Annotated in this window: 12 protein-coding genes; 4 read left to right on the top strand and 8 right to left on the bottom strand. The window is 67.7% G+C overall.

Annotation, left to right across the window (positions count from 1 at the left end; genetic code table 11):
* On the top strand, positions 1-854 hold an 854-nt coding region (locus AC1DEY_RS21885; RefSeq protein ID WP_476869821.1), incomplete at its 5' end, for an HNH endonuclease.
* A gap of 285 nt (positions 855-1,139) precedes the next feature.
* On the opposite strand, the gene AC1DEY_RS21880 is transcribed toward AC1DEY_RS21885, so the two are convergent.
* Positions 1,140-2,039 carry a sulfurtransferase gene (locus tag AC1DEY_RS21880; RefSeq protein WP_476869820.1) on the bottom strand — a complete coding sequence of 300 codons (900 nt, stop codon included), beginning with the start codon at positions 2,037-2,039 and terminating at the stop codon, positions 1,140-1,142.
* 47 nt (positions 2,040-2,086) lie between these two features.
* On the opposite strand from AC1DEY_RS21880, the gene AC1DEY_RS21875 reads away from it, so the two are divergent.
* A complete protein-coding gene (locus tag AC1DEY_RS21875; RefSeq protein ID WP_476869819.1) occupies positions 2,087-3,244 on the top strand; it encodes a PLP-dependent cysteine synthase family protein in 1,158 nt (385 codons plus the stop codon).
* A gap of 55 nt (positions 3,245-3,299) precedes the next feature.
* On the opposite strand, the gene AC1DEY_RS21870 is transcribed toward AC1DEY_RS21875, so the two are convergent.
* A complete protein-coding gene (locus AC1DEY_RS21870) occupies positions 3,300-3,956 on the bottom strand; it encodes an MBL fold metallo-hydrolase (protein WP_476869818.1) in 657 nt (218 codons plus the stop codon).
* A 133-nt stretch (positions 3,957-4,089) separates the two neighbouring features.
* On the opposite strand from AC1DEY_RS21870, the gene AC1DEY_RS21865 reads away from it, so the two are divergent.
* The gene (locus AC1DEY_RS21865) at positions 4,090-4,569 is read left to right on the top strand and encodes a Fur family transcriptional regulator (protein WP_476869822.1); all 480 of its coding nucleotides are present in this window, start codon (positions 4,090-4,092) and stop codon (positions 4,567-4,569) included.
* Positions 4,570-4,703: 134 nt separating this feature from the next.
* Here AC1DEY_RS21865 and AC1DEY_RS21860 read toward each other — a convergent pair whose 3' ends face one another.
* From AC1DEY_RS21860 to AC1DEY_RS21835, 6 genes are all read right to left on the bottom strand, one after another.
* The gene (locus AC1DEY_RS21860) at positions 4,704-5,579 is read right to left on the bottom strand and encodes a metal ABC transporter permease (protein ID WP_441407477.1); all 876 of its coding nucleotides are present in this window, start codon (positions 5,577-5,579) and stop codon (positions 4,704-4,706) included.
* On the bottom strand, positions 5,580-6,395 hold the full coding sequence (locus AC1DEY_RS21855) for a metal ABC transporter ATP-binding protein (protein WP_441407476.1): 816 nt from the start codon (positions 6,393-6,395) through the stop codon (positions 5,580-5,582).
* A gap of 49 nt (positions 6,396-6,444) precedes the next feature.
* A complete protein-coding gene (locus AC1DEY_RS21850) occupies positions 6,445-7,404 on the bottom strand; it encodes a metal ABC transporter solute-binding protein, Zn/Mn family (RefSeq protein ID WP_476869817.1) in 960 nt (319 codons plus the stop codon).
* 146 nt (positions 7,405-7,550) lie between these two features.
* Positions 7,551-8,615 (bottom strand): hemolysin family protein, encoded by a 1,065-nt coding sequence (locus tag AC1DEY_RS21845; protein WP_476869816.1) that lies wholly within the window; start codon positions 8,613-8,615, stop codon positions 7,551-7,553.
* Complete coding sequence (locus tag AC1DEY_RS21840; RefSeq protein ID WP_476869815.1) at positions 8,612-9,985, bottom strand: hemolysin family protein; 1,374 nt, start codon at positions 9,983-9,985, stop codon at positions 8,612-8,614. Before AC1DEY_RS21840 ends, AC1DEY_RS21845 begins: the two co-directional genes overlap by 4 nt.
* A gap of 328 nt (positions 9,986-10,313) precedes the next feature.
* Positions 10,314-11,786, bottom strand: a complete 1,473-nt coding sequence (locus AC1DEY_RS21835) for a GuaB1 family IMP dehydrogenase-related protein (protein WP_476869814.1) — start codon at positions 11,784-11,786, stop codon at positions 10,314-10,316.
* A gap of 307 nt (positions 11,787-12,093) precedes the next feature.
* On the opposite strand from AC1DEY_RS21835, the gene AC1DEY_RS21830 reads away from it, so the two are divergent.
* A partial coding sequence (locus AC1DEY_RS21830; protein ID WP_476869813.1) for a 2-oxoglutarate dehydrogenase E1 subunit family protein occupies positions 12,094-12,437 on the top strand: 344 nt, incomplete at its 3' end.

Raw genomic sequence — 12,437 nt, 5'->3', positions numbered from 1 at the left:
CCCAACGCGCCGCCGGGGATCCGAGGAGCCGCGGCCAACTGATGGCCGATGCCCTCGTCGAACGCGCCGCCGGCACCCCCGGCGGGATCACCGGGGTTGAGATCCAGCTCGTCATGACCGACCGCACCCTCTTCCAGGCCGACAGCGAACCGGCCCGCCTTCCCGGCTACGGCACCGTTCCCGCCCAATGGGCCCGCACCCTCGTCACCACCGGGCCCACCGACTCGTTGGAACCTGACGGCCCCGCCGGCGGTTCCGTGGACCCGGAGCCGGCCACGGGCCAAGGTACCGGCGCTCCGCCCGATGGATCACAAGGATCCGGCAGCAGGTCCGGCGGTTCCCCTAGCGGCGCAGACACGTCCGGAGATTTCGGWGAYGAAGCCGCGTTCAAGGTCTGGCTCCGCMGSCTSTACACCCATCCCGGCRCCGGMGAGCTGATCGGCATGGACTCTCGCGCCCGGATCTTCCCGCCAGGGCTCCGACGCTTCATYCARGCCCGGGACGACACCTGYCGTACTCCATACTGCGACGCCCCTATCCGGCACCTGGACCACATCGTTTCCCACCACAACGGCGGACCTACCACCGCGGCCAACGGCGCCGGACTCTGCGAAGCCTGCAACCACACCAAAGAAACCCGCGGCTGGACCGCCCGGGCCATCCCAGAACCACGCCACACCCTCGAGCTCACCACTCCCACTGGCCACACCTACCACTCCACCGCACCACCCCTGCCCGGAACCCCGCTACGCCCACCAGCCCCGGAACAACCCGGCTCCCGTCAACGACGCCAACTCCGCCACCACGCGAAGAAGCTCAAGCATGTGCGGCCCACAGGCTCACTAGCGGCCTGAACGAGGGACTGATCCACAAGCCATCCCGTACTGGACGATGAAATTGCCCGCACGAAAAAGCCGCCCGCCGATCGAATCGATCAGCGGGCGGCTTCCCTGCAACTTGGCGGCAGGCTGCGAGTGTCAGCGCGCGCCGACCTCCTGGGGCTCGGGCTCAACCTCCGGCCTGGGCAGGGGCTCAGGCTCCAGCTCGGGATCGGCGGAAGTCGCGGAAGCCGCTGAAGCCGCGGGCCCCCGAGCTTCGCGCGCTCAACATCGATGTCCGGCAGGAGCCGGTTCAGGCGACTACTTTGAAACCTTGTCCTCGCCATACGGTTCCGGCCCGGTGACCACATCGTTGGAGGCACTGTGGCACCACTCCGAGAACGATCCCGGATACAGGGCAGCCGAAAAGCCTGCGATCTCGAGGGCGGCGATTTCGTGGGCGGCGGTCACCCCGGACCCGCAGTAAACGGCAGCGGGGACGCCTTCCTGGTAGCCGAGCCGCTCGAAGCGCGCCCGCAGCTCTGCCGCGCCAAGAAAGCGTCCGTCGGTCTCCAGGTTCGCGGTGGTCGGGGCACTCACAGCCCCCGGAATGTGGCCCGCGCGCGGATCCACTGGTTCGATTTCCCCTCGGTACCGCTCGGCCGCCCGGGCGTCAAACAACAGTCCTTGGCGGCCCCAGGTAGCGGCTTGTTCGGCGTCGATCGCTGGCATGTGGCCCTCGGACAAGGTGACGTTCCCGGGCGCCGGCTGTTCCGATCCCGCCGCCACTTCGAATCCCGCGGACCGCCAGGCGGCCAACCCGCCGTCGAGCAGGTAAACCTCGCGGAAACCCGCATTGCGTAGCATCCACCACAGCCGGGCGGCGGCCATATTGCCGCTGTCGTCGTACGCTACGACCGTGTCGCCGTCGTTGATGCCCCAGCGGCGGGCTGATTCCTGGAACTGCTCCAGCGGCGGCAGCGGATGCCTTCCGCGTCCCGGATCCGCTGGTCCGGCAAGTTCGGTGGCCAGATTGACGAAGACGGCTCCAGGGATGTGCTCGCGAAGGTAGTGGTCGTGGCCGTGGGGATCCCCCAGCGCCCACCGAACATCGAGGAGCACGGTTTGCTGGCCGGCTTCGCGGGCCCCGCCCAGTCCGTCCAGCCCGTCCAGTCCGTCCAGTCGGCCCTTGAGGGCAGCAGCAGTAAGAATGGTGTCCATCCGCCCACTCTATCTGCGGCGTCCCGCCGCCCCGGTAGGCTGTAGCGGTGAACACCGCGCATCAGCAGGACCGGGCCTGGGCCGACGAAGCCGTCCGCCGGATCAACGCCGAAAACAACCGCTCTGCCGACACGCACCTGTATTCGGTGCCGCTCCCCGAACACTGGGGCGTCCAGCTGTACCTGAAGGACGAGTCCACCCACCGCACTGGCAGCCTCAAGCACCGGCTGGCGCGTTCGCTGTTCCTCTTCGGCCTCGTCAACGGCTGGATCCGGGAGGGCACCACGATCGTTGAGGCGTCCAGCGGCAGCACCGCCGTCTCCGAGGCCTATTTTGCTCAGCTGCTCGGACTGCCCTTCATCGCGGTGATGACCCGGACCACCAGCCGGGAGAAGATCGCCCTGATCGAGCAGTTCGGCGGCTCGTGCCATCTGGTGGACCACGCCTCTGAGGTCTATGACGCCGCCGCGGATCTGGCCAGGAGCACCGGCGGGCACTACATGGACCAGTTCACGTACGCCGAACGCGCCACGGACTGGCGCGGGAACAACAACATCGCCGAGTCGATCTTTGGCCAGCTGGCCCTTGAGGAGCATCCGATCCCCCGCTGGGTGGTGGTCGGGGCCGGCACCGGCGGGACCAGCGCCACGATCGGCCGGTACCTGCGGTACCACTGCCACGAGACCAGGCTCGCCGTCGTCGATCCGGAAAACTCCGCGTTTTATCCGGGCTGGCGGGACAGCCGGCCCGACGGCGGGATGCCCGCCACCCGCGGGGCGGCTGGTGGCGGGGCAGCCGCTGGCGGGAGCGCAACGGCAGGGCCGTCACGCATCGAGGGCATCGGCCGGCCGCGGATGGAGCCGAGCTTTGTGCCCGCCGTGATCGACCACATGATCCAGGTTCCCGACGCCGCGTCCGTGGCGGCCATGCGGCACCTGAAACAACACGCCGGGCTGCACGCCGGCCCGTCCACCGGMACCAAYCTCTGGGGCGTGTGGCAGCTGATCGCRGMGATGRTCGYCGAGGGCCGSCGGGGCAGCRTKGTGWCGYTGATGTGCGACGSCGGSGACCGCTACGCCGGGAACTACTACAACCCGGAGTGGCTCGAGGCCCACGGCCTGGACCCCGAGCCCCACGAAGCTGTGCTGCACGAATTCTTTCACACGGGCATATGGCCGGACTCGGCCGCCAGTGCACCAGCGTAGAAGAAGTAGAGCGCGCCCGCGTAGGCGCAACAGCGCAGGCTGCGGCCGGCGTCGGCTAGACCTCCGCTGAGTCGCCGCTGGAGAGGTGCCGGTACTCGGTGCCGTATTTGGCGCCGATCCGGGTCACGTGCCCTTCAATGAGGCCGCGGCCCATGTCGTTCAGGAGCGCGTCATGGATCGGGAAGGCCTGCGGCGCGCGGACGCCGATCACAAAGTCCACCACTTCACCCACCTTGTTCCACGGGGCGTGGATGGGCACCAGCAGCGTCTTCACGTCCACGCCGTCGGGAATCGCGAAGGAATCCCCCGGGTGGTAGACGTTGGCATCGACAAGGTAGCCGACGTTGGCCACGACGGGGATCTGCGGGTGGATGAGCGCGTGCTGGCCGCCGAACGTCCTGACCGCAAAGCCGGAGGTCTCAAATTCCTCACCAGCAGCCGCCGCGTGGATCCGGCTCCCGGCGTCGGGCGCCTTTCCGCGGAGCGCCGCGGCCACCCCCTCCGGAGCGAACAGTTCCAGCGCTGTATTGGACTGCAACGCGGCGGCGACGGCGTCAATGTCCACGTGGTCCGCGTGCTCGTGGGTGATGAGCACCGTATGTGCTCCGGCCAGGGCCTGGTCCGTTTCCGAGAAAGTCCCCGGGTCAAATACGAGCACCCGGCCATCCTGCTCGAGACGGACACAGGCATGCGTGAATTTGGTCAGCTTCATCCGGTCAGCCTAGGCACCCGCCGTCACGGTGTCCACGGAGCTCTGCCGGCGATCCTGCACGCTGGTAATCTTGGACATTGCCACCACCCCGCAGCGAGACCCCCGCGAATACTTTGACGAAGCGAGTTCCATGATGTCCCAAGGCGCTACCGCCGGCAGCAGCCGGGTTCCGGCCTCGGCACCTGCAGAGGCCTCGGCACCCGTGCAGGGCAAGGAACAGCGCGTCACCAAGCAGCGCCTCGCCGTCAGTGCCGCCCTGGACGATCTGGCGGACTTCGTCAGCACCCAGGAACTGCACCGCATCCTCCAGGAGCGCGGCACTGCGGTGTCCCTCGCCACGTCCTACCGAATCCTGCAGTCCCTCGCCGACGACGGGCTGGTGGATGTCTTGCGAAACGCCGACGGCGAAGCGGTTTACCGGCGCTGCGCCGTCACCGGGCACCACCATCATCTGTTGTGCCGCAACTGCGGCAAGGCCGTGGAGGTGGAGGCCCCTGCGGTCGAAGCCTGGGCCGCACGGATCGCGCAGGAGCACGGCTTCACGGCTGTGGAGCACACCGTGGAAATCTTCGGGCTGTGCCCCGAATGCACGGCCCTGAAAGCCGGCCAGTAGCCCAGGGCTGCGGAAATTCCCCACCTTGGACCCCATGGACCGGTATTGACCGGCAGGTCGCCGGGACTCGCCGGAGGTCGTCGCCAAACATGGGGAAAATCCGCCAGGGCGTCACCGGGCGCGGTACGGAGGCCTTAGGCGGCCCGCAACACCCTGCCGTTGAGCCCCCGCTTGGCCCGGGCGCCGCCGATCACCCGGCAAGCCACATAGATCAGGAATGACAGCGTGGTCACATAGGGGCTGATCGGCAGCCGGCCGCCGAGGGCCAGGAGGATGCCTCCCACGGTGGCCGCCATGGCGAAGAGGATGCTCAGTGTGACCACCAGCCGGGGCGAGGACGTGACCCGCATGGCCGCCGCCGCGGGCGTAATCAGCAGGGCCAGCACCAGCAGCGCGCCGACAATCTGGATGGACAGCGCCACACTGATTCCCAGCAGCACCATGAAACCCAGGGCCAGGGCCCGCACCGGCACGCCGCGGGCGGTGGCGACGTCCGGGTCAACGCTGGCAAAGGTCAGCGGCCGCCAAATGGCGACCAGCGCCAGCATCACCACGACGGCGGCGAACGCCAGGACCTGCAGCTGGACCGTTCCCACCGACACGATCTGCCCGGTGAGCAGGCCGAACTTGTTGGCTGCCCGGCCCTCGTACAGGGACAGGAAGAGGATGCCCAGGCCCAGCCCGAAGGGCATGATGACGCCGATGATCGAGTTCTTGTCCCGTGCGCGGACGCCCATCACCCCCAGCACCACGGCCGCCAGGACCGATCCCGCCAGTGAGCCGAGGATGATGTTCGCGCCGATCAGCAGCGCGAAAGCTGCCCCGGCGAAGGAGAGCTCGGAGATGCCGTGGACCGCAAACGCCAGGTCGCGCTTCATCACGAAGGTGCCCATGAGTCCGCCCAGCAGCCCCAGGACGGCGCCGGCCCAGATCGAGTTCTGCACCAGGACCAGCAGCTCGCCGTAGTTTTCGAAGTTGAAGATTGAATGCAGCAGGTTGCCCAGATCCACCTAGCCCACCTCGCCCGCGACGGAGTGCGCGTCCTGGTGGTGGTGCGTCGTGGCATCCGGCAGCCCCACCACGATCAGCCGGCCGTTGGCCTGGATGACTTCAACGTGGCTGCCGTACAAATCCGAGAGCACCTCGGTGGTCATGACCTCTTCGGGTGTGCCCACCCGGAACCGGCCGCCGGCCAGGTACAGGACCCGGTCCACGTAGTCCATGATCGGGTTGATCTCGTGGGTCACGAACACCACGGCGCTGTCCGACTCACGGCATTGCTTATTGATCAGGGCGCTGACGGCCTGCTGGTGCTGAAGGTCAAGGGAGAGCAGCGGCTCGTCGCACAGCAGCACGTTGGGATCCGTAGCGAGGGCCTGGGCCACGCGCAGGCGCTGCTGCTCGCCGCCGGAGAGCTGCCCCACCGGCACCTTGGCGTAGTCAGTGGCGCCCACGAGGTCCAGGAGCTCATCGACCTTCCGGTTCACTTTTGCGCCGCCCAGGCGGATGCCCCAGCGGTGGCCGTCGACGCCGAGGGCCACGAGGTCGCGGGCGCGCAGGGGCGTGTCGGGGTCAAATGATTTCTGCTGCGGCACGTAGCCGATCCTGCGGCTACCCCGCTCAACAGGACGGCCGCCGAGCACGGCAGTTCCCGTGCTCAGTTCCTGCAGCCCCAGCAGGACCTTCAGGAAGGTGGTCTTGCCGCTGCCGTTGGGACCGAGCACGGCAAAGAATTCACCCGGGTTGATGTCCAGGTCCAGGCCCTCCCAGAGCGTCCGTTGGCCGAACGCCAAGGAGGCACCACGGAGGCTCACTACCGGTGTCAAAGGGGGTTTCCTCGATTTTCCGCGGAGACTGCTGCTCCCGCTGTTCCGATCATCCTAGGGCCTTGCCGATGCTCTCGACATTCCCGGTCATCCACTGCAGGTAGGACTGGCCGTCCGGAAGGGTCTCGCTGAAATTCACTACCGGGACGCCGGCGGTCTCGGCGGCCTTTTTCAGCGTCACCGTCTGGGGTCCCTCCGTCTGGGTATTGTAGGCCAGCAGCTTCACGCCCCGGGATGCCACGAGGTCGACGGCGGCCTTGAGCACGGCGGGCGGCACATCGGCGTCTTCCTCGATCGCGGCCGTGTACTCCTCCGGGGTCTGATTCTCCAGTCCGGCGTCCTCGAGCAGGTACAGCGGGACGGGTTCGGTGACCGCAACGGGCGAATGGCCCGCCGAGGCCTTGATGGCGGCGAGCTTGGTTTCCAGTCCGCCGAGAGAGTCCTTGAAGGCCGCAGCGTTGGTCCGGAACGTCTGTGCCGAGCCAGGTTCCAGCGAACCCAGCTTGTCCGCGACGGCGTCCGCGAGGCGGGACATGGCCGGCAGGCTGTACCAGACGTGCTCGTTCAGCCCGGCGTGCTCGTGCGCGTGGGCGGCGGCGTCAGTTGTTGCCGGTGCCGGACTTCCGGTGGCAAGGCCGGAGACGTCCACGGAGTTGATGATGTTGCCGTGGTCCAGCCCCGTGTCGGTGGCGAGGGTGTCGATGAAGGCGTCGTATCCCCCGCCGTTCTCCACCACGAGCTCCGCCTTGGAGACCGCCAGCTTGTCCTGCGTGGTTGCCTCGTACGAGTGCGGGTCCTGGCTGGTGCGGTTGATGATCGAGGTGACCCGGACCTTGTCGCCGCCGATGCTCGAGACGATGTCGCCGTAGACGCTGGTGGATGCCACGACGTCGATCACGCCGTCGCCCGCGGTCCCCCGCGAGCCGCCCGCCGTCGGACTGCACGCGGTGAGCAGGAGGCCTAAGCCGGCAAAACCAGCCAGCATGGCTCGGGCAGCGGGACGACGCACGGGAAACCTCGGATCTGTTATTGAGAATCAGGAGCAATAGCAACAGCCCGAGTGTATCCCTAAATAGGAATCATTCCTATTTAGGGATACACGGCGGGCCACAGCGCACCTGTCCGTTACCGGGGTGTCCGTTGCTGGGCTGTCCCTTACTGGTCTTGGCCCAGCCTGCGGTAGCCCGTGGCCTGCGTCGCGTCACGGATTTCGCCGACAAGCTGCTCGATCACGTCCTCCAGGAACAGCACCCCCTGGGTCAGTCCGTCCGGGCCGATCACGCGGGCCAGATGCGAGCCCGTGCGCTGCATGACGGACATGGCCTTCTCGATTTCGTCGTCCATGGCCAGGTTCGCCAGCGACCGGATGTGGCTTTCCGCAATCGGCTCGTGGTACCCGGCATCCGGAATGGACAGCACGTCCTTGATGTGGAGGTAGCCGGCCAGCATGCCGTCGTCATCGAGCATSGGGAAGCGSGAGAACCCGGTSCGGCTCACYGMCTTYTCRAAYTCMGCCGGCGTGGTGGCCGCCTTGAGCATGACGAGCTTTCCCAGCGGGACCATCACCCGCGAGGCCGTGTGTTCGGAGAACTCCAGCGCTCCGGTAATGAGTCCGGCGTCGTCGTCCACTAGTCCGTGGCGGGTGGATTCCTGCACGATCGACTGCACTTCTTCAAGCGTGAAGGAGGACGTCACCTCATCCTTCGGCTCAATCCGCATGAGCCGCAGGATATGGTTCGCGGACCAGTTCAGGGCCGCAATGAAGGGCTTGACCACGCGCGCGATGAACATCAGGGGCGGTGCCAGCAGCAGCGCCGCCTTGTCGGCGACCGACACGGAGATGTTCTTGGGCACCATTTCGCCGAACGTGACGTGCAGGAATGTCACCACCAGCAGTGCGACGGCGAACGCCACAATGTCGGAGGCCTCCGCAGGAACGCCCAGCGCTTCCAGCGGTACAGCCAGGAGGTGGTGGATCGCGGGTTCGGCCACCAGCAGGATCAGCAGCGAGCAGACTGTGATCCCGAGCTGGGCGCACGCGAGCATGAGCGAGACGTTTTCCATGGCCCGGAGCGTGGTCTGGGCCCGCTTGGAGCCGGCTTCGGCCAGCGGTTCGATCTGGCTGCGGCGCGCGGACATGACAGCGAATTCAGCCGCCACGAAGAAGGCATTGGCCACCAGCAGGAGGGCAAGCCACAAAATTCCGGCCCAGTCGCTCATGCGGCACCTGCCTGGCTGCCGGACTGGGGGCCGGGCTCGTTGCCGGGCTGGCCGCCGGGCTCGCCGTCGCCGGGTTCCCGGGCCGGCCGGAAACAGATCCGGTCGATGCGGCGGCCGTCCATGCGGGTCACGCTGAGTGTCCCGCCGTCGACGTCCACTGTGTCGCCGACTGCCGCGATGCGGCCGAGCTGGCTCATGAGGTAGCCTCCCACCGTTTCGTAGGCAGCCTCATCGGGCACGGTCAGGCCCGGGATCTGTTCGGAGAGCTCGTCGGGCCGGAGCAGGCCGGGGAAGTACCAGTCCCCCGAGGCGCTCTGAAGCAGGCCGGGGCGGACCTTGTCGTGTTCGTCGGCCACTTCCCCGACGATTTCCTCCACGAGGTCTTCCAGGGTGGTGACGCCGGCGGTTCCGCCGTACTCGTCAAGGACGACCGCCAATTGAAGGTTGCCCTCGCGCAGTTCGGCCAGGAGGGCGTCCAGGTGGATGGTTTCGGGGACGCGGAGCACATCGGTCATGATGGCCCCTGCCTGCAGCTTCGCGCGGCGGTCCGAGGGGACGGCGATGGCCTTCTTGATATGCACCACGCCGCGGATGTCATCGGAGGACTCGCCGATCACGGGGAAGCGGGAGTATCCGGTGCGTTTGGCGGCCTCGACGATATCCGAGACCGGCTGGTCGGCGTCGATGGTCTCCACGCGGATGCGGGGGGTCATGACGTCCGCGGCGGTCCGCCCGGAGAACTTCAGGGTGCGGGAGATGAAGTTGGCCGTCCCGGCGTCGAGGGTGCCCATGGCCGCGGAGCGACGGACGAGCGAGGCCAGTTCGGCCGGGGTGCGGGCGCCGGAGATTTCCTCCTTGGCCTCCAGACCGAAGACGTTGAGGACCTTGTTGGAGAAGCCGTTCAGCACCACGATGGCGGGTTTGAAGATGGCGGTGAACACCAGCTGTGGCCGGGCAACGGCCTTGCCGACCGGGAAGGACAGTGCGATGGCCATGTTCTTTGGCACCAGCTCGCCGATCAGCATGGAGAGCAGGGTGGCCAGCGCCATTGCGAGGATCAGGGACAGGGAGGCGGCCGCCGCGGGCGGGACGCCCAGGGCGGTGAGGGGGCCTTCGAGCAGTTTGCCGACGGACGGTTCCATGACGTAGCCGGTCAGCAGGGTGGTCATGGTGATGCCCAGCTGGCAGCTGGAGAGCTGGGTGGAGAGTGACTTGAGACATTTGAGCAGGGGCTCGGCGGCGGTGTCGCCGGTATCGACGGCGCGCTGCACGGTGGACTGGTCCAAGGCGACGAGGGAAAATTCCACGGCGACAAAGAACCCTGTGCCAAGGATGAGCAGGAGGCCTGCTGCGAGGAATAGCCATTCCATGTCAGCAGCCTGCTTCCACGGCAGCGGCGGCGGCGGAAATTAACGGCCGTCGCAGGGGCCGTAGGTGCTGGAAGGGCCTGCCTGGCGGAGGATGGTCGGCGGCGGCCGACCCTGTTTCCTGGAAGGCTCCGGGGTGGCGGGTGGCCGGAGAATGATGGGCGCGTGAACGGGGTTTGCCGGCTCTGCGGGTGGACTGCGCGGTAACGGTTTCCGTTCTCCGCTGACAGCCCCCAGGCCGGCACCTAGATTTACTGTCCATAAGAATTTCAGTCTACAGGAGCAGCCGCCGCCAACCCCCGCCCGCCCGCGTCCTTGGGGTGTGCGGGAATCACCAGCTCTGCGGGACGGGCCGGCCTTCCTCATAGCCTGCCGCGGACTGGATGCCTGCCACGGCACGTTCCCGGAAGGCGGGGAGATCGGCAGCGCCGGCGTAGCTCATGGAACTGCGCAGCCCGGCGGTGATCATGTCCAGCAGGTCCTCGACGCCGGGCCGCGCCGCGTCCACATACATGCGGGATGTGGAGATGCCCTCCTCGAACAGGGCCTTGCGATCCTTCTCAAACGCGCCCTCGCGCTGGTTCCGGTTCTGTACCGCCCGGGCGGAGGCCATGCCGAAGCTTTCCTTGTACTGCCGGCCGGAAGCGTCGAGCTGCAGGTCCCCGGGGCTTTCGTGCGTTCCGGCAAACCAGGAGCCAATCATCACCTGGCTGGCACCGGCGGCCAGGGCCAGGGCGACGTCGCGCGGGTAGCGGACCCCGCCGTCGGCCCACACCCGGCCGCCGGCTTCGCGCGCGGCGGCGGAGCATTCCAGGACGGCGCTGAACTGCGGACGGCCCACGGCCGTCATCATGCGGGTGGTGCACATGGCGCCCGGACCCACGCCGACCTTGACGATGTCCGCACCGGCCTCGATGAGTTCACGCGTGGCCCCGCCGGTGACGACGTTGCCGGCCACCACAGGGACGCCGGGGTTGAGTCCCTTCACGGCAGCCAGGGCGTCGAACATTTTCTGCTGGTGGCCGTGCGCGGTGTCTAGGACCAGCACGTTTACGCCGGCGGCCAGCAATTCGGCCGCCCGCCCGGCCACGTCACCGTTGATTCCGACGGCGGCAGCCACCTTGAGCCGGCCGTCCTCGTCCAGGGAGGGCCGGTAGAGCGTGGAGCGGAGGGCGCCCTTGCGGGTGAGCACGCCGGCCAGGACGCCGTCCTGCTGCACCGGAGCGTAGTCGGTTCCGGCTGCATCCATCGCCTCGAAGGCGCGGAGGAGGGCCTGCGCGGCATCCGCCGCGGCGGCGGCCGACCCGTTCCCAAGCTGTGCGGCGTCGAGCACCAGCGGCTGGTGGCGGACGACGGAGGCCAGGGACGCGAACCGGTCCTGGCCCTCGCAGTCGGCGGCCCGGACCACACCGGTGACGGCGCCGGAGTCATCCACCACCACCACGGCCCCGTGCGGCCGCTTGCCCATCAGGTGGAGGGCATCTATGACGGTGTCTGTGGGCGCGAGCGTGACCGGGGTCTCCAGGACCGGGTGGCGCCCCTTGATCCAGGCCGTGACGTCCCGGATGACATCGAGCGGGACGTCCTGCGGCAGGACTCCAAGGCCGCCGCGGCGGGCCATGGTCTCGGCCATCCGCTTCCCCGTCACCGCCGTCATATTCGCCGCCACCAGGGGTATCGCCGAGCCGGTCCCGTCGTCGGCCGTGAGATCGACGTCCAGGCGGGAGGTGACATCCGAGCGGGACGGTACCAGGAACAGGTCGGAGTACGTCAGGTCGGTGGTGGGCTCATTCAGGAAACGCACGGTTGCTCCTTAGCTGGCACCCTGTGGCTGGCGCCCTTGGCGCCATGCGGGTTCTCCTTTGATTCTAGGGCGGGTCCCGGGCCCCGCCGGCACGTCATTCCGGCCGATTCCGGACCACTTCTTCACTCCATTTCGGCGGCTGATGGGGCGGATCATGATTTGGGTCACCCTTATTGGCGGTTTGGCAAGAATCCTCACTAGACTGGCATGGGTCTGGGTTCACTGGACGCAGAGACTGGCTCAATCGTTGTGCCGAGGCACCGTGGAAGCCAGAGGGAATCAAACTCATGGAAGAGGCGTATTTCAAGTGCCAGAGCAGCCAAGCCACCGTCTACCAGAGGAATTTGGCGGAAACGAGTGGCTCGTTGACGAACTGTACGAGCGTTACCAGCAGGACAAGAACACGGTTGACGCCAAGTGGTGGCCGCTGTTCGAATCCTTCGAAGCCAGTGACGCCTCTTCCGCCAACGGAACGTCCGGCACCGCGACAGCTGTGCATCCTGCCACCCGTGAACTTCCCGTTGTAGCGCCCGCCGCCGCACCGCCGGCAGCACCTGCACCGGCTGCCCCCGCTCCCGCCGCGGCTGCGCCCGCCGCCCCGGCTCCCGCAGCCAAGCGGGCCCCGGCCACCGCCGCCCGGGACCCCGGGAC

It is taken from the genome of Arthrobacter sp. 05T47, from assembly GCF_056395825.1.
This window is presented reverse-complemented; position numbering and strand designations above follow the sequence as displayed.